This is a genomic window from Sphingomonas sorbitolis (assembly GCF_036663875.1).
Taxonomy (GTDB): domain Bacteria; phylum Pseudomonadota; class Alphaproteobacteria; order Sphingomonadales; family Sphingomonadaceae; genus Sphingomonas.
Genome location: NZ_JAXOJS010000003.1, coordinates 270,899 through 287,210, shown reverse-complemented (window position 1 = coordinate 287,210; position 16,312 = coordinate 270,899). Strand labels below are relative to the sequence as shown.

General features: G+C 59.9%; 17 protein-coding genes, 1 tRNA gene and 1 pseudogene. 6 read left to right on the top strand and 13 right to left on the bottom strand.

Going from position 1 to position 16,312, the window contains the following annotated elements; translation table 11 throughout:
* Positions 1 to 60: 60 nt before the first annotated feature.
* From yihA to U1763_RS10625, 6 genes are all read right to left on the bottom strand, one after another.
* Positions 61 to 678 (bottom strand): ribosome biogenesis GTP-binding protein YihA/YsxC, encoded by a 618-nt coding sequence (gene yihA, locus U1763_RS10650; protein ID WP_132739574.1) that lies wholly within the window; start codon positions 676 to 678, stop codon positions 61 to 63.
* A gap of 59 nt (positions 679 to 737) precedes the next feature.
* Positions 738 to 2,444, bottom strand: coding sequence for a membrane protein insertase YidC (yidC, locus tag U1763_RS10645; RefSeq protein WP_332755204.1), 1,707 nt, complete (start codon positions 2,442 to 2,444; stop codon positions 738 to 740).
* Positions 2,441 to 2,689: a membrane protein insertion efficiency factor YidD gene (yidD, locus tag U1763_RS10640; RefSeq protein ID WP_332755408.1), complete on the bottom strand. Its 249-nt coding sequence runs from the start codon at positions 2,687 to 2,689 to the stop codon at positions 2,441 to 2,443. Before yidD ends, yidC begins: the two co-directional genes overlap by 4 nt.
* 180 nt (positions 2,690 to 2,869) lie before the next feature.
* The gene (gene rnpA, locus U1763_RS10635; RefSeq protein WP_443026912.1) at positions 2,870 to 3,208 is read right to left on the bottom strand and encodes a ribonuclease P protein component; all 339 of its coding nucleotides are present in this window, start codon (positions 3,206 to 3,208) and stop codon (positions 2,870 to 2,872) included.
* Between the two features lie 56 nt (positions 3,209 to 3,264).
* A complete protein-coding gene (gene rpmH / locus U1763_RS10630) occupies positions 3,265 to 3,399 on the bottom strand; it encodes a 50S ribosomal protein L34 (protein WP_031393806.1) in 135 nt (44 codons plus the stop codon).
* Positions 3,400 to 3,486: 87 nt separating this feature from the next.
* Complete coding sequence (locus tag U1763_RS10625) at positions 3,487 to 3,798, bottom strand: hypothetical protein (RefSeq protein ID WP_332755203.1); 312 nt, start codon at positions 3,796 to 3,798, stop codon at positions 3,487 to 3,489.
* Between the two features lie 121 nt (positions 3,799 to 3,919).
* On the opposite strand from U1763_RS10625, the gene U1763_RS10620 reads away from it, so the two are divergent.
* The 6 genes from U1763_RS10620 to U1763_RS10595 all read left to right on the top strand — a co-directional run bounded on the left by U1763_RS10620 (position 3,920) and on the right by U1763_RS10595 (position 10,899).
* Positions 3,920 to 5,428 carry a YifB family Mg chelatase-like AAA ATPase gene (locus U1763_RS10620; protein ID WP_332755202.1) on the top strand — a complete coding sequence of 503 codons (1,509 nt, stop codon included), beginning with the start codon at positions 3,920 to 3,922 and terminating at the stop codon, positions 5,426 to 5,428.
* A gap of 66 nt (positions 5,429 to 5,494) precedes the next feature.
* Positions 5,495 to 5,579 (top strand) — tRNA-Leu (locus U1763_RS10615).
* A gap of 160 nt (positions 5,580 to 5,739) precedes the next feature.
* Positions 5,740 to 7,005, top strand: coding sequence for a tyrosine-type recombinase/integrase (locus U1763_RS10610; RefSeq protein ID WP_332755201.1), 1,266 nt, complete (start codon positions 5,740 to 5,742; stop codon positions 7,003 to 7,005).
* 19 nt (positions 7,006 to 7,024) lie between these two features.
* Positions 7,025 to 7,738, top strand: a complete 714-nt coding sequence (locus U1763_RS10605) for a replication protein A (RefSeq protein ID WP_332755200.1) — start codon at positions 7,025 to 7,027, stop codon at positions 7,736 to 7,738.
* A gap of 149 nt (positions 7,739 to 7,887) precedes the next feature.
* The gene (locus U1763_RS10600) at positions 7,888 to 8,529 is read left to right on the top strand and encodes a hypothetical protein (protein WP_332755199.1); all 642 of its coding nucleotides are present in this window, start codon (positions 7,888 to 7,890) and stop codon (positions 8,527 to 8,529) included.
* A gap of 651 nt (positions 8,530 to 9,180) precedes the next feature.
* Complete coding sequence (locus U1763_RS10595; protein ID WP_332755198.1) at positions 9,181 to 10,899, top strand: M61 family metallopeptidase; 1,719 nt, start codon at positions 9,181 to 9,183, stop codon at positions 10,897 to 10,899.
* Positions 10,900 to 11,281: 382 nt separating this feature from the next.
* Here U1763_RS10595 and U1763_RS21105 read toward each other — a convergent pair.
* The 7 genes and pseudogenes from U1763_RS21105 to U1763_RS10565 form a co-directional block, all read right to left on the bottom strand.
* Positions 11,282 to 11,515 (bottom strand): annotated as a pseudogene (locus U1763_RS21105) (Cap15 family cyclic dinucleotide receptor domain-containing protein); the annotation flags it as partial.
* Positions 11,516 to 11,591: 76 nt separating this feature from the next.
* The gene (locus tag U1763_RS10590; RefSeq protein WP_332755197.1) at positions 11,592 to 11,885 is read right to left on the bottom strand and encodes a hypothetical protein; all 294 of its coding nucleotides are present in this window, start codon (positions 11,883 to 11,885) and stop codon (positions 11,592 to 11,594) included.
* Between the two features lie 3 nt (positions 11,886 to 11,888).
* A complete protein-coding gene (locus U1763_RS10585; protein WP_332755196.1) occupies positions 11,889 to 12,863 on the bottom strand; it encodes a nucleotidyltransferase-like protein in 975 nt (324 codons plus the stop codon).
* A 205-nt stretch (positions 12,864 to 13,068) separates the two neighbouring features.
* Complete coding sequence (locus U1763_RS10580) at positions 13,069 to 13,776, bottom strand: hypothetical protein (protein ID WP_332755195.1); 708 nt, start codon at positions 13,774 to 13,776, stop codon at positions 13,069 to 13,071.
* A 403-nt stretch (positions 13,777 to 14,179) separates the two neighbouring features.
* The gene (locus tag U1763_RS10575) at positions 14,180 to 15,667 is read right to left on the bottom strand and encodes a hypothetical protein (protein WP_332755194.1); all 1,488 of its coding nucleotides are present in this window, start codon (positions 15,665 to 15,667) and stop codon (positions 14,180 to 14,182) included.
* Positions 15,668 to 15,808: 141 nt separating this feature from the next.
* On the bottom strand, positions 15,809 to 16,063 hold the full coding sequence (locus tag U1763_RS10570) for a hypothetical protein (RefSeq protein WP_332755193.1): 255 nt from the start codon (positions 16,061 to 16,063) through the stop codon (positions 15,809 to 15,811).
* Positions 16,063 to 16,299, bottom strand: coding sequence for a YozE family protein (locus U1763_RS10565; protein WP_332755192.1), 237 nt, complete (start codon positions 16,297 to 16,299; stop codon positions 16,063 to 16,065). The genes U1763_RS10570 and U1763_RS10565 overlap by 1 nt, the downstream gene beginning before the upstream one ends.
* Positions 16,300 to 16,312: the final 13 nt, after the last annotated feature.

The window sequence follows — 16,312 nt, the reverse complement described above, 5'->3', positions numbered from 1 at the left end:
CGGTCATGCCGACCTTCGATCCTCCCGCTCGCGGAGGAGGATCGATGAGGACCGAATCGCTTAGCTGACCGCTTCGACGACCGCCGCACGCAGTTCGGGAATGCCCATGCCGTATTCGCTCGACGTGACGAGGATGTCGGGATGCGCGGCCGGACGCTTGCGCGCCTCGATCGCGGTGCGCTCGGTGACCTCGACGAGCTCGGACGCCTTGATCTTGTCCGCCTTGGTCAGGACCATGCGGTAGCTGACCGCGGCCTTGTCGAGCATCTCGAGGATCTCGCGGTCGACGTCCTTGATTCCGTGGCGCGAGTCGATCAGCACGAGCGCACGCTTGAGAACATCACGCCCGCGCAGGAAGTCGTTGATCAGGAAGCGCCATTTCTTGACGACGTCCTTGGGTGCCTTGGCAAACCCATAGCCCGGCATGTCGACGAGGCGGAATGCGAGCGGCGCGCCCACGTCGAAGAAGTTCAGCTCCTGCGTACGGCCCGGCGTGTTCGACGTGCGTGCCATCGAGTTGCGCCCGGTGAGCGCGTTCAACAGCGACGATTTGCCGACGTTCGAGCGGCCGGCGAACGCCACTTCCGGCACCAACGCATCGGGCAGGAATTCGAGCGTCGGCGCGGACTTCAGGAAGCCGACATGCCCCGCGAATAGCTTCCGCGCATGCTCGAGCATCTCGGGCGTGAACGGCGCGTCGGTCTGTTCGAGGTCGGGACCTAAGTTAGGGACGTCGTTCACTTGGTCACCGGCACTTTCAGGCCCGGATGGCGGGCGTACAGCAGCTTCTGCTGGATGATGGTCAGGCAGTTCGACGTGATCCAGTACACCTGGAGGCCGACCGCGAAGGGTGCCATCACGAACATCAGCACCCATGGCAGCAGCTTGAAGACCTGCTTCTGCGTGTCGTCCATCGGCGTCGGGTTCAGCTTGAACTGGAAGTACATGCTGATGCCCAGGATGATCGGCACGACACCGATCGCGATCATGTGCGGCGGCGTGAACGGCAGCAGGCCGAACAGGTTGAGCGGCGTCAGCGGATCGGGCGCCGACAGATCCTTGATCCACGCGACGAATGGCTGGTGACGCATCTCGATCGTCAGCATCAGCACCTTGTACAGCGCGTACATGATCGGGATCTGCAACAGCGTCGGCGCGCAACCGGCGAGCGGATTGACGCCCTCGGTCTTGTACAGCGCCATCACTTCCTGCTGCATGCGGACCTTGTCGTCCTTATACTTCTCCTGCAGCAGCTTCATCTTCGGCTGCACGGCGCGCATCGCGGCCATCGACTTGAACTGACGCTGTGCGATCGGGAACAGCAGGCCGCGGATCGTCACGGTCAGCAGAATGATCGCGACACCGAAATTGCCGATCATCCGGAACAGCCAGTCGAGATAGTAGAAGATCGGCTTCTCGACGATCCGGAACCAGCCCCAGTCGATCGCGTAATCGAGTTTCGCGACGCCCTGCTGATCGGTGTAGCGATCGAGCAGGCGGACTTCTTTCGCGCCCGCGAAGAAGCGCGAGGTCTGCGTGATCGCCTGGCCCGGTGCGACCTGCTTGGGCTGGAGCGCGTAATCAGCCTGGTACGCCTTGTTGGCGCCGGCGCGGAACTGGCCGTCGAACGTCTGGCCCTGGTCGGGGATGATCGCGGTCAGCCAGTATTTGTCGGTAAAGCCGAGCCAGCCGCCGGTCGTCGTGAACTTCTGAGCGGCCTCGTCGATGTCCTTGTAGTTCGGACGGTAATGCGCGCCGCCATTGTCGACCGACATCGGCCCGACATGGATCGTCATCGACGACGGATCCTTCGAGATGCCGACGCGGTTGACGAGGCCGTAGGTGGCGACGGGGACGGGCGCAGTGCCCGCGTTGAGGACGGTCTGGCGGACCGTGAACATGTAATCCTGGTCGACCGCGATCTGGATGCGGAAGCGCTGGCCGGTGGCGTTGGTCGCATCGAGCGTGACCGGCGTGGTCGGCGTCAGCGTGGTCGCGCCCGAGGGCGTCCAGACGGCATCGGCAGCAGGCGGGGTCAGGCCCTGCGCGCGCCAGCCGAAGCTTGCGAAATACGCGTCGGGCGCGCCGGCGGGCGAGAGCAGTCGGATCGGCGGCGAGTTCTTCGCGACGGTCTCGTCATAGCCCTTGAGCACGAGATCGTCGATCCGCGCACCCTTCAGGTTGATCGAGCCGGACACGCGCGGCGTTTCGATGCGGATGCGCGGGGTGCTCGCGATCACGGCGTTGCGATCGCCGATCGCGGCGGCGCCGTCCGCGGCCGGATCGGCGGCGGGGTTGGCGATGGCCTTGGTTTTGCCCCCCTCGATCTTCGTGACCGGCGGATTCGCGGTCGGGAAGAACTTGCCCTGGATCAGCGGCCATCCGAACAGGATCAGCGCCGCGATCACCGCGAACAGCACGAAATTCTGCTTGTCGTCTTTCACAGGGCGGCGTCTTTCAATTTTTTAGGCTTCAGCTCTGGGACCGGATCGGGGCCGTACCCGCCCCACGGATGGCACCGCGCAATACGCTTCGCCGCCAACCAGCCCCCCTTGAGCGCGCCATAGCGCCCAACCGCCTCTATTGCATAGGCTGAACAGGAAGGATCGTAGCGGCAACTCGACGGCAGGACGAGCGAAGGGCCGAGTTGCCAGCCGCGGGCGAGGAGGATGAGGAGGCGGGCTAGCATGTCAAAACCGACGTTCGCCGACACCACAATATTGTTTCCCCGCGAAGGCGGGGACCCAGACTGGGCTCCCGCCTTCGCGGGAGAACAAGGGCCAAGAGGACCGCTTCGAGTGAGGCATTTCCACCCCGGCGAAGGCCGGGGCCCAGCTGGGGGACGTCGCTAACGAATGGCGGTGCTGAATCACGGCCGCTTTCCCACCTGGGCCCCGGCCTTCGCCGGGGTGGTGGCTTGCGCCGATGCGGTATCAGTGGCCTGTGGCGTGACCTTGCGGAACGCCTTGTCCAACTCGGTCCGCAGCAAAGCGAAATCGCGCTCGACACCGCCATTCCGCCCGATCAAAACATGATCGGCCCCCGCAACGCCGCGTTCCGCCAACAGCTCGCGCGCCAAAGCCCGGAACCGCCGTTTCATGCGGTTGCGGACGACGGCGTTGCCGATCTTCTTGGTGACGGTGAAGCCGATTCGCATCGTCTCGTCACCGTCATCGCGGGGGCGCATGAGCAGGACGAATCCCGGCATCGGTGCGCGCTTCCCCGCATTCGCCGCGAGAAAATCGCGGCGTTTATCGAGAATAGTTAGGCCGACAGCTTCTTGCGACCGCGTGCGCGGCGTGCGTGGATCACTGCCCGGCCGCCGACCGTCGCCATCCGTGCGCGGAAGCCGTGACGGCGTGCGCGTACCAGGTTGCTCGGCTGAAAGGTCCGCTTCATTGGTCATTCCCTAGGTCATCAAATAGAAAACGGCCGCCACGGGGACGGCCTTGATGCCCGGGCGCTTACGGAAAGGGCGGCAGTAAGTCAATTCGCAGCGGCCTTGGCAGCAGCGCTTTTCGACGCCTTTGCCCGCTCGTGGCGCCGCATCGCGCTCTGTCGCCGCATCATCCGGTCGACGAAATGCCCGGTGCGGGGCCAGCGCCGTTTCAACCGCGCCCATTTCAGCCGCGCCCAGCGTGAATTGCGCAGCACCAGAACCATCCCACCCGCGAACAGGAAGATGCCCGCCGGTCCCGGCAACGGCGCAAGGAGCGGCGCTGCGACGATCAACAGCATCCCGAGCAGCAACTGGCCGAAGCGGAGGACGGGGGAGCGGACTGCTTTCACGGAAGGCATGTGGGTCCGGTGTATTAGGATGGCAAGACGGCGCGGATCGACGGCGTTAGGCCGCGTGTCCTTGCAGACATGGCAAATCGGGTATGAATAAGGCGTGACGTCGTGTCGCGGGGGAGCGGGCATGGCGGCGATCGTGGCGACGGTGGCGTATCTGGGGCTGGAAGCGCGTGCCGTCGAGGTGCAAGTCCAACTGATTCCAGGACTTCCTGCGTTCAACGTGGTCGGCCTTGCGGACAAGGCGGTCGGCGAAAGCCGCGAACGCGTGCGTGGTGCGATCGCGGGCATGGGGCTGTCGCTGCCGCCGAAACGCATCGCGGTGAACCTGTCGCCCGCCGATCTCCCGAAAGAAGGATCGCATTTCGATCTTCCTATAGCGTTGGCGTTGCTGGCCGCGATGGGGGTGGTCGATGCAGAAGCCTTGGCGGATTACGTGATCGTCGGCGAACTCGGCCTCGACGCGCGGATCACCGCGTCGCCGGGCGTGCTGCTGGCGGCGCTGCACGCGTCGGAAGTGGGGAAGGGGCTCGTCTGCCCCGCCGCGCAAGGCTCAGAGGCGGCCTGGGCTGGCGAGATCGAAGTGATCGCCGCGCCCAACCTGCTGGCGTTGCTCAACCACTTCAAGGGTCACGGCCTGCTCAGCCCGCCCAAGCCCGGCATCGCCGACCAGGCCGACCACGGCCCGGACCTGCGCCAGGTAAAAGGGCAGGAGACCGCCAAGCGCGCGCTGGAGATCGCCGCTGCGGGATCACATAATTTATTGATGGTAGGCCCGCCCGGCTCCGGAAAGTCGCTGATGGCATCATGCCTCCCCGGCATCTTGCCACCGCTCGACCCTGCCGAGGCGCTCGAAGTGTCGATGGTCCAGTCGGTAGCGGGGACGCTGACGGGCGGGCGCTTGACCCGAACGCGGCCTTTTAGGGCGCCGCATCACTCCGCCTCGATGGCGGCACTGACGGGGGGCGGTTTGAAAGTAAAACCGGGGGAAGTCAGCCTCGCACACCTCGGGGTCCTGTTTCTCGACGAACTCCCCGAGTTCCAGCGGGCCGTCCTCGACTCACTGCGCCAACCCTTGGAGACCGGCACGGTCAGCGTCGCCCGAGCCAACGCGCATGTCACGTTCCCGGCGCGCGTACAGTTGATCGCAGCCATGAACCCATGTCGCTGCGGCCACCTCGGCGATGCGAGCCTCGCCTGCGCGAGAGCCCCGAAATGCGCAGCAGACTATCAAGCGAAGGTCTCGGGGCCGCTACTCGATCGGATCGACCTCCACATCGACGTCCAGGCGGTCAGCGCCGCAGACCTGATCCTTCCGCCACCGACCGAGGGTTCGGCCGAGGTTTCCGTCCGCGTCGCTGCCGCCCGCGCGATCCAGTCCGACCGCTACCGCGATCACCCGGTGCGCACCAATGCGGAGGCGGATGGGGCACTGCTCGACGCGGTTGCCACGCCCGACGAAGCTGGCCGGAAACTGCTCGCCCAGGCCGCCGAGGCGATGCGCCTGACCGCGCGCGGCTACACGCGCATCCTCCGCGTCGGCCGCACCATCGCCGATCTCGCCGGCAGCGACACCGTCGGCCGCATCCACATCGCCGAAGCGCTCAGCTATCGTCGCCAACCGCCGAGAAACTGAACCGATACGTTTTCCGATCAAGACAGCTTGCGGCAAACGAAAGCTTCGTCTAGCCAACCCGCCGCTGCCCCTGTGGCGAAATTGGTAGACGCGACCGACTCAAAATCGGTTGCCGCAAGGCATGCTGGTTCGATTCCGGCCAGGGGCACCAACCACTAATTCCAACGCATCCCGACCCGTCCCGCAAGGGGCGGGTTTTGGTGTTGTTACAGGGTTGTGCGGGGTCCCAGCGCGTCCCATTGTAACCCGATGCAGCGACAATCATTTGGGGGCACTTCGGGGGCACCGAGTTTTGTGCTTGGGGGCACTGGATGCTGACCGATACGGCCATCAAGAAGGCGAAGCCGAAGGACAAGGCGTACAAGCTCGGCGACTCCGGCGGCTTATATTTATACATCATGCCCAGCGGATATCGCAGCTGGCGCATGAAGTTTCGATTTGGCGGCAAGGAAAAGCGCCTGGTCTTCGGATCGTATCCGGACACGACGTTGCTGCAGGCGCGCGGCATGCGGGAGAATGCGGCCAAGCTACTGCGGGACGGGGTCGACCCCTCGGTTCACAAAGTGCAGCAGGCGGCAGCGCAGGTGGCTCGCGTGGGCGCGACGTTCAAGACGATCGCGGAGGACTGGCTGGCAAGCCAGGAGGCGACCTGGTCCAAGCGGTACGCGCAGAACGTCAAGAACAGCTTCGTGCAGGACGTGTATCCGAAACTCGGGCACTTGCCGATCGACGCGATCACGACGCCGCTAGTGCTGAAGGTTCTACGTCCGGTCGAGGAGCGCGGTGCGATCGAAACGGCGCATCGGATTCGGCAGAGAATTTCGGAGGTGTTCGCACGGGCGATCGGCAGCGGCATTGTCGCGGCGGATCCGGCCGGGGTCGCACAGCGTGCGTTGGCACCAATCAAGCGCGGCAAACAGCCCGCGGTGCGGACGGTGGAAGCCGCACGGATCGTTCTACGGAAGGTCGAGCAACAGCCGGCGCATCCGCTAACCAAACTCGCGTCGCGCTTCCTATCGCTGACGGCGGTGCGATCGGGTGTGCTTCGCATGGCCGAGCCGAAGGAATTCGAGGGACTGGACGGGCCGGAGCCGATCTGGCGTATCCCGGCAGCCAAGATGAAACTGGTTATCGAACAGAAGGAGGATTCGGCCTTCGAATTCATCGTTCCGCTCTCATGGCAGGCCGTCGAGACGATCAAGGTCGCGATGGAATTCTCCGGGAAGGGATCGCTGATCTTTCGCAGCGTGCGGCATCCGCGCCGGCCGTTGAGCGACAGCACGTTGAGCAAGGCGTATCGCGAAGCCGGGTTTACCGGGCTTCACGTCCCTCACGGCTGGCGATCGACGTTCTCGACCGTCATGAACGAACTGGCGGGGGTCGAGAGCAGGGTAGGGGATCGTGCGATTATAGACCTGATGCTCGCTCACGTGCCGGGCAACAGCGTCGAGGCGGCGTACAATCGTGCCGCGTACATGCCACGTCGGCGCGAGCTGGCGCAGGAATGGGCGGACATGCTTGTGCAGGACCTCGTGCCGCTAGAATCGCTGCTGACGGGGCTACGGCAACACGCCTGACCCGTCAGGGAGCAGCGGCATGACCGCGCGCTCCCTCTTCAAGATAGTCGGTGGCAAGGCCTCGAAGGGCCATCGGACCGGACAGCCGGTCCGTCGTAGCAGCTATCGTGCAGGCGAGCGCGAACAGCGGTATTGGAGGCCGTTCAATAAGGCTGAACGCAACGCGCGTATGCGTGCTGCGGAAACCTACGACCGCAAGCACAAGATCGCTGGCAAGCGTAACGGGCCGCTGGGCGCGATCGGCGTCGACGTGCTGCGCGAGCTGATGCGAATGATCGACTTCAAGACCGGCAGGCTCGAGCCCGCCATTGCGACGCTGGCGGACCGGCTACGCCGCTCGCGCGGCGCGATCGTCAGCGCGCTTGCGCGGCTCAAGGATCACGGCTTCCTCAACTGGATCCGGCGGTTCGAACCGATCGAGGATCCCGACGCCTTCGGCCCCCAGGTCAAGCAGGTGACGAACGCATATTGGTTCGGCCTGCCGAAGGAAGCGGCCGACATGGTTCGCCGCATGATGGGCAAGGGGCCGATGCCGGACGACGAGGTGACCCGTAGGAAGGCCAACGAAGAGGAAACCGCAGCGATGCTGGCGACGATCTCGGCCGAGGACCTGGCGGCATTCCGTGCCGGCGACGAGTCCCCTCTCGCGAAAGCCCTCGCTTCGCTAGGCCGTCGCGTAGACCTCTGTAACGCGAATTCACCGGGTGGTCAGAACCCCACCCTACAAGGTTAAATATAAAAGGAACGCCGTTGGCGTGCGCAGATTTGCTGCTCCACCAAGCCCCCGAGGCCCCGAACCCAACGGGTTCAGCATCCAACGAACGCGGGTGAGCGTGCCGGCTTGCGCCGTCCCGTGCATCCTGGGGAGGATGCGCAAATTCGGTGCCATTTTACCAACAAGCTCCATTCCTCGTTGCCGATGTGTCCAAATTCAGTCTTGATGGCATCTGCTCAAGGATGACGAGCGGGAGTGGTGAGATGATGAAACTCGTGTGGCTCGGGGTTGCGGCATGCATCATCATCCTGTTTGCCCGCAGCATGGATGTTACCCCGCGCTCGACGTCGATTTCCCGGGAAGAGATCGCACCGATCGCGCAAAAGCAGACTTCACCGGTCGTCCCGGCCGAGCCTCGCACGAAAACTGCTGACGAACTAGTTTCTGACGGAAGGGCGATATTAGCTGATGGCGAGCGGCAACGAGCGTCGGAATATATCAGCGAAATGGATGACTTCGAAACGCGTTGGTTGAGCGATGTCCAATCGTCAGCACGTGCTGAGTATGTACATTATTGCGGTTTGCGCTCGATCGAGTGGCAGATGCGAGTGCAGGGACTGGTTGAAGGCGGCATGGCTCGAGATCCCCAGTATCTCGCGTTCAACGATAAACAGCGGGCTGAAGCGATGGGTTGGAGGGACCTGGTCCGGAATTCTGAAATCCAACGCAACGGGCAGAACGGGTCTGGCTGCCGCTCCATAAGCTCTCAACCGTGGATCGTGGATCTAGACCAGATGGCGACTCAGTAAGCTCCGTTCCTCTCTCCCCGCGCTGGCGCGCTAGACCAAGCTGCAGGTGCATCAATCCGCATCATCGTCGGAGCCAAAATTGGCCGTGGAAGCCGGCAGTTCTTAAGGGGCCGCATCAGATGCCGACATTGCATCAAAAGCGACCCATAAAGCGGGCGGGCGAGGCGGGGGGAATAGCGCGTGATTTGGGGGCGCAGGATCGGCGGGCGGCAATGCATTCCGGTCGGGACCCAGGGGGCGTCAGGGGCAGGCGATCGACTTGGCGCCAACGTTGAGCTGTTCGTTAGACCGCCTCTGTACGGGCTTCTTATGGGGCCGCTGCTGCGAACTCGCCATTCAGCTTACGCCCAAAATCAGACCCTTTTGCGGGGCAATCACATGCTCAAAAGTGGACACTCATTCATCACGACGTTCGAAAGCATCCGTCAGCGCGCAGCAATTTTTCAATCGCTATCCGGAACTGACGGCGGGATTGTTCGTCGCCGGTTGGCGTAAGCGCTTTGGGATTTGGCCGAAGCCACTAGGCGTTCCTAGAAGGAACAACATCCTGAAATCAACAGGGGCCTTCCACCGACACTCGCAACATATTATACGATTATCATCCCGCCGTATTCGATGTGAATGGGCAGATAGTAGGACGACTGTCGGGCAATGTACGAGTGGCGTAAGAATCTTCTGGTCGGCTTAGCAATCGCCACCTCTTCTGCGGCTTTGGTCCACGCGCAACCGGCTCAGTCCGATGCTACGCTAAACGTACGCATCACTCCCGAAAGCGCTGAAGGAAGGGTCGTTGCGATCCGCATAAGGGAGGAAATATCCAGTCCATCGATCCCCGCCGGCCGACGCTTTCTAACGATGCCGATGCAGCTTGAGTCAATTCCCGGCGTACTTACCGATCCCTCAACGCTGAAAGCCAGCGACGCGACAGGTCCACTGCCGCTTGTCATGAGCGAAGATCCACCGTCAGCCGACCAATTTCATCAAGAACGGCACTGGTCCCCTGCCAGGGCGACGAATGGTACAATCGTCGTAACCTACATGGCAACGCCGCGGGCCGTCACACCAAAGACGCAACCCGGACCACTGAATGACGTACGCACAGAAGGCAGCGGCATTTACGGAACAACTGCATTATTGCTCGCATTGCCTGATGCGGACTGGCCGCGCCGTGTTACGTTGCAGTGGTCCTTGAATGATATGCCGCCTGGCGCGCGCGTCTCTAGTAGCTTTGGCGAAGGTAACTCGACAACTGTGCTAAGCAGGGATCAGGCCCAGGCAGGCTATTTCATGGCCGGACCTTTGTTCCGTCTGCCACCGAACGGCGAGAGTAAATTCACCGTTTATTATCTCACGCCGCCTAAATTCGATTTAGATAAAGCTGCTGCATTTACCGCTGCGACATACAATTATGCGGGCGAATTCTTTCACGACTCTTCGAAGCCATTCCGTGTTTTTATGCGGACGACGGACCGTTTTCAAGGCGGCGGCGGTGGAGGCTATCAGTCATTCATGTTCGGTAATGTGAAGGGGCAGGATAGAGACCTTGATGAAGTGCAGCATCTGATGGCGCATGAGGCAATCCATAATTGGATATCGTCTTTCGGGTCAGGATACGCGGGTAAGTGGTTTATCGAAGGCGGCACCGAGTATTACTCTACTGTAATACCGCGCCGTGCCGGCCTCAGCTCCGTCGCAGAGTTCGGTAAGCAGATCAACGAGTGGGCTCGAGACTATTATACCAATCCCCGCCGGACAATGTCGGATACGGAAGCGACGAAGGTCTTCCTCAGCGATGGGGGTGCTCAGCTTTTACCCTATCAGCGCGGCCCGCTTTACATCGCTCAGGTCGATGCACGCTTGCGCGCTGCCAGCGGCGGCCGGCGACGCGTAGATGAACTCGTAAGGCCAATGGTTCAGGCGATCCAGAAAGGTAACGCGAACGAAGCCCTTTGGGCAAAGCTGGTCGCAAACGCTCTCGGGCCAAGAGGCGCAGCTGATTACGCTGCGTTCAAGGCTGGTAAGCTTCTTGTGTTGCCGAGCAACCTTTTCGGCGCATGTTTTCGAAGCAAGACCGTGACCTATCGAGCCTTCGACGCAGGATTCCGGATTGAACCCGATCCAGACGGCACCTATCACGCCAGGTTCATCAGCACGGGGCAGGCAGGTAGTTTGGCCGGACTTCTCGATGGCGACGAAATCGAGAATAACAGCGCCTTTGCAGAGGCCCGCATGCACGAAGGACAACCCTTCACGCTTCATATCAAGCGCGGCGGAGTACCTATGGACCTGAAGGTAGATCCGTGGGGTCCCCCCGCACAGGGCCTACAGTGGGTTCGAACGGCGACACCGGAAGCGCTCTGCGACCTTTAGCGTCCGCTCGTTAAGTTACGTCCCGCCCCATAGGCTACGACACAGGATGGCTGCGGCATATATTGCGGACCGACGATGCCAAATCGACGTCTTAATTCGAATTTAATTCGACGAAAGCAGCCGGTCCGCTTTCCTCCCAAACCAGACATTGAGGTCACTGTGGAGTTCAGGTGGCATCACGCTCAACGAATAGGGGACTCGCGTTTGATTCAGCGGCCCGAGCGTTATCTCGACTAGCGGCGGGTGCGTAATAGCAGCAGGCATGGTTGTGAGGTAGCGGGCGCGAAGACCCGTCATCCTCGCCATCGCAAACCGGCATGGGTGCCAAGCTTCTTGGTGTCAGTGTTCGGTTTTGCGAAGACATTTGTCAGGCGGACGGGGATCAGCAGTTACGACGCACGTTGATGTCGCCGCTGGTTCCCCGCGCGGTGTAGTATTGACCGTTAAGTTGTTGAGCGTCGTCGGACAGGCTTACCTCAAGCCAGGCCACGCCCTCATGCGGCGCGGATCGGTGCTGAACAGTGGCCTTTGGACGATTTGAGTAGGAGTACCAAAGGCGGTATACGTCAGCGTCCGGATCCGCCTCGGCAATGACCCGTGTAGAATGCGAAACGGACTCACCAGTCTTTTACCTGATACTTATCGTAAAGAGCCCTTGTCGGATCGTAATTTCTGAAGCGATCGGACCAGGACTATTCCCATGTTTGTCCCGCCATGTCGTCACAAGCGTGCCGCTCCAAGTACCGTTCAAATTCGGGAAGAAGGCCTTGTGAAGGAACGGTAATCTTTTCCACAACCACTGCCATGTCCAGTTCGCCAATGTCGCTATGACGGTGCCGATAATGAAAGCCACGGTCGAGATTGCCTTGTAGAGCGGCGGCGTAGCGCCGCTCCACCACTGCTGCGCCCCCTGCAACCCTAGAATCGTCAACACCGTTAGGGCGACGATTATTAGCAGTTGTTTGGGCCTGGATATGAGTGCCCACATTTTACGCCTCAAGCCGTGCTATGGCGGCGCCTATGAAGTTACGGGCATCCCCGATTGTCCAAGCCTGCCCGTCACGGAATAGATACTTTATATCATTTACCTCTAGCGCGCCATTAACGTAGGCGTCATCTGCTAAAAGTTCCTGCATACGTTTGAAGACGCGTAATAGTCGACTAAAGCGATCATCATACTCAATGACGAAATGACCATCCTCAATCAAATATACTAGACATTCTACAAGAAATGAGGGGAGTCGTCGATTAATCGCGCCAATTTCGCAAAGTTCATAGTTTAGTCGTTTTGCCGCTCTGACGATTTTCTTAAAACGATGAGCAGTGCGGGCCCGCTTCGCAATGCCATTTGCATGATGCTGAGCAGGAAAATTCCAGGTTTCGCTACCGTCGGAGCCAGTGATTCCTACCCCGTTAAATGTGTCATAGCTGCCGTAGCTGTTAGCGATAACGTAAGACAATCGAAATGCAGGAACGAGATCGACGTCGGCATGCGAGCCATCTAATCCGTCAACTGAAACTGCCTTGTTGCCTACAGTCACATTCGCGGCACCGAAGGTCTTGCGGCAGTCAGCGGCAAGCTGATCTCGAACCTCTGCCGCTTCATTTGGCAATGTCTTACCAGTAAGAATGTATCCTAAGGCAGCATCTGCTTGTGCAGGAGATACTCCGGCTGCATATCGTACCATTAAAGTTGGGATTTCAACCCGCAGGTCCATGTCTGCCTCAAGGCGAACGTTGGTGTTATTGTAATAACTACCCTGAGGAAGAACTTTTACTCCAATCGTACTCAGTACGGCGTTGTTTTTGACAATGCTTGTTGCGATGTTCGCAGCGCGAGCGATCTTTGTCTCTTCATGATCGCTTGGCGGGCGTTCCCAGTGCCAGATCCGGTCATTCCAAGACGCGCGGCTCCGTTGGTCTGCCACTGCCGCTTCCACTAGCCAAATTAAAGGTGTCGGCATGCCCCCCCCCGATATGTTGCGGACCGAGGTGTAGGTAACGGCGCAACTTATTACTAGCGATTCTGCTGAAATGGCGAAGCGCTGTAGCGCGATTGCTCCCTATTCTGCACATTATGCTTATTAAAGAGCCGTTCACCGCAACCGTCACTGTCAGGCCTCGGTATCGGGCGTGCGCGATACCGAGAACCGAACCGAACACTCCCTTTCAGTTTTTCTTTCGGTAAACCGGTACCGTTCTCGCGGCGATGCCAATCAACAAAAGGCTTTTCGTGGCATCCCGTGCGGTCGAGTCCGGTTCGGGAGGGAGCATGTAAGTGTGAGCGTCGACGCCAGCGGCGCGAAATATCCTCTCGATCTTGCGAGCAACAGCCTCTCGGTCAGGCGACCAGTAATGTACAAGCACCTCGCCGCGCTCGCCCGCCGGAGCAACGACGGAGCCTGCCGTTGGTGGAAATCTAAGCCGTTGGTCGGCGCGGACGAACGCTGTGGTCAACTGCAGCAAGCGCCGCTGGGCTTGTCTGTCATTGGCCGCACCCCAAGCTATCTGCGTATCGGCAAGGTCTAAGTCGATGAAGCCTTTCACAATCTCGCCTATTTGCGTGGGTGTGAAGAGCGAAATCTTATTCGAATCGTCGAGGTGTAACTGTGTCAGGGCAAGGCGCTCGTCAACCTGTGCGGTTTCCAGCTTTGCTCTTTCCGCTTCAGCCCGTGCACTCTCCGCATCTGCCTGCGCATTTTCGGCCCGCTCGTACGCCTGCGCGATCTTCTTATCGGCGTCGAGCTTGTACCGCTCTAGGGCCCGATCTTTGTCCCGGTCAGATGCCTGAGACAATACATAGACCGCGATACTCGCCACCGTCGTAAAAAACGTAAAAATCAGAAGCGCGACGTTCGAGACTGTTAGCCAAGACAACCGCATTCTCCATCTACTAGGGTTCGTCACGAGCTGCCCTCGTAGTAATTTCACCAAGCCGTAGGCGTCTGTTCACGTTACCGCCTTTTCAGCCCGATGCCACCTCTCAGCCGTGGATCTGTAAAACTGTTTCTTATCAATACCGTTTGCCCGGTAGCCGCTCGATTACGGCGTAAGGAATGTCAATGACTTGTATAGCCGGGGGCATCGGGACCGCCGGTTGGATCGCGGCGATGCAGGAAGCGATGGAGGAGAAGCTGTCCGCTATACGCCCAATACGCGACATGCGGCAGCACTCGATCAGCTCCGGGAACCGGACGCTTGTTCAGCCTCTTCGGTCATAGGCGACCCGCTCCTTTTCGCGCACAAAATGGGCGCCCCCTGCGACAGCATAACAAATAAGCTAGTCTTCGATCAATTCATTGGTTCCCATCGTGATACGCCACCTTACCACGTGATCGACAGGCTCTGTATCTTGTACCATCATCCATACAATGTGATCGAACCACTTCCGCATACGCTTAGGGTTAGCCCGTAACGAATATAAGCCGACCTCCTGCCATGCGCTCAGTACGCTATGTGCGACCAACTCCGCCATTGTCGCGGCCGCGCGCGCATCTCGCTTTATCGACGCGTCCCATGGTGAAATGCCGCCGTGGATTAAGCGCGATCGTATATTGTAAAGGCGCTTGAAGTCCTCCTCGGTTTGTTGCCGGGAAGCCTTAGAACCGATATCATAAATCAAAGCAGCAACTCGACGTGAGACCTGTCTTGTTACGTCTGGCTCGCCGGTCAGCACTATATGTTCGACTGCGGTAATTAATTTAATAAAGCGTGTTGCAGGCGATCGTTCGCGGGCCGCCTCACCGAACCATTGTATCGCACTGAGCATCCTTAGACTCAGCGGTCGTCGTTCGCAGGGTAGAGCGGACTCTACGACAATGCCGCATATTTTTAGGCCCAGCTGCATGCCAGGATGCTCCAACTCCTTCGACCAGCCCTTCTCGAAATTAGCTCCCCCGTGGAATGTGTGATGCAGAGTTACGTCCAGCGCGCCGCGTTCATTCAGCCGTAGATCAGCCGTCCTATTCCATTGACGGGGATTGCCTCCGACCGCCATGTCTCTCGTAGCATCGGCGCCCAACATCAATTGAAGGCAGCTCAAAGCAGCTGTCACGGCATTGTGGGCATATCCTTCGGCGCTTTTCTGATCGCACTGCTTTATCGTAATAGACGCTATCCATTGGAAACCGCGATAATAACGCGCAGCTTGTGCGTATGTTTTGCGATCCCAATCGGTAAGGTCTTTAACGGAACCACGTAGTTCCTTGAGCCCTTCCAACATCGTTTTCCGAAACGCCGTGCGGTTTAAGAATGTCACGGGGCCTATGTTAATCCGATCGGGATCAGGTGTGTCCGTAAGGTGGCAGGGGAGGAAGTACGTTCGGTCTGCGAGAGATGGCTTTAGAGCATGCGCCATCTCTTCAAACGCGTTGTTTATGAGTTCTTCTGTAGGTCGGCGCCTATCTATCATCACTCGTTGCACTAGGATGGGACCAAGTGCCTGTTGAGCAGCTTCTACCGTTGCACGGCCAGATAGTGCGGTGTAGTTAAGTCCCGTTTCCGCAAGTTCGTTAAGAAGCAAATATGCCTCACGACCTATCGTCAGATGGCTTCCGCTGCCATCGGGATGCATAATATCGCAAAACACGTCCTCAGGTTCGCGATGAAAATTGCCGCCATTAAGCGTGCGCTGAAAATATATCATCTTCGTGAATACAAATTCGGCCTTTTTTACATTTGAAAGCTTGTATTCTCTGCGTGTCATGCCGCGTTGTAGCATATCAATTGCGATTGAGAATCTTTGATTGTCGATGCTGCCAGAGCGCACCGTTCAAGATAGCTGCCGTGACGGGGACGGCGTATCGTCTCGGTGCACTTCACGTGGGCGCGGCCAAGCTGAACAAATGGCCGGTTATCTCATGTCGTTGCGCCAAAGGAGACGGACCGCTCACCTTCCCATTGCCGACGCTCAGTCCCGCGGCACCCATAGGTCTCGGATCCCGAGCCCCATTTTCCCCGCGCCAAGATACTCGCCAAGGATACGGTGATCGTCCTCGCTCAACGCGGTCGGCCGACCGGTCTTGATAAAGCGTCCGAGATACCCTGGCGATCGGTTGATCATGCGCGATAGCGCGGTCAGGCTGTCGCCGCCCTCAGCAACCGCCACACGAAGCGCTTCGCGCGGATCGGCCGGCGCGAGCGCCCATCGTAACCGAGCGGCCATCAGTAGCTCATCCAGTCGATCTCCGCGTCGTCGATCGCCGCGAACGCATCGCCGTCGGCCGACATTTCGCGCAGGCGCTTGCGCACCGCCTCCGGGTCGCCGTCCTTCGGAAACTGGTGATCGGCACGCGCCGTGTCAGCAACGGCGTCGAGCCAGTCGCCGCGATCGCGCTGCTTCAGCAGCCAACGGCCGAACGGCTCTGCCGTCGCCGCAACCGTGTTTTCCTCGCCAAACATATCCAATCTCCTT

Excerpts from the sequence above, each read along its gene's own strand:
- rpmH (WP_031393806.1), bottom strand. The coding sequence starts at position 3,399 with ATGAAGCGGACCTTTCAGCCGAGCAACCTGGTACGCGCACGCCGTCAC.
- yidD (WP_332755408.1), bottom strand. The coding sequence starts at position 2,689 with ATGCTAGCCCGCCTCCTCATCCTCCTCGCCCGCGGCTGGCAACTCGGC.
- U1763_RS10565 (WP_332755192.1), bottom strand. The coding sequence starts at position 16,299 with ATGTTTGGCGAGGAAAACACGGTTGCGGCGACGGCAGAGCCGTTCGGC.
- U1763_RS10610 (WP_332755201.1), top strand. The coding sequence starts at position 5,740 with ATGCTGACCGATACGGCCATCAAGAAGGCGAAGCCGAAGGACAAGGCG.
- yihA (WP_132739574.1), bottom strand. The coding sequence starts at position 678 with ATGCTCGAGCATGCGCGGAAGCTATTCGCGGGGCATGTCGGCTTCCTG.
- rnpA (WP_443026912.1), bottom strand. The coding sequence starts at position 3,208 with ATGCCGGGATTCGTCCTGCTCATGCGCCCCCGCGATGACGGTGACGAG.
- U1763_RS10595 (WP_332755198.1), top strand. The coding sequence starts at position 9,181 with ATGTACGAGTGGCGTAAGAATCTTCTGGTCGGCTTAGCAATCGCCACC.
- U1763_RS10625 (WP_332755203.1), bottom strand. The coding sequence starts at position 3,798 with ATGCCTTCCGTGAAAGCAGTCCGCTCCCCCGTCCTCCGCTTCGGCCAG.
- U1763_RS10570 (WP_332755193.1), bottom strand. The coding sequence starts at position 16,063 with ATGGCCGCTCGGTTACGATGGGCGCTCGCGCCGGCCGATCCGCGCGAA.
- U1763_RS10620 (WP_332755202.1), top strand. The coding sequence starts at position 3,920 with ATGGCGGCGATCGTGGCGACGGTGGCGTATCTGGGGCTGGAAGCGCGT.
- U1763_RS10605 (WP_332755200.1), top strand. The coding sequence starts at position 7,025 with ATGACCGCGCGCTCCCTCTTCAAGATAGTCGGTGGCAAGGCCTCGAAG.
- U1763_RS10585 (WP_332755196.1), bottom strand. The coding sequence starts at position 12,863 with ATGCCGACACCTTTAATTTGGCTAGTGGAAGCGGCAGTGGCAGACCAA.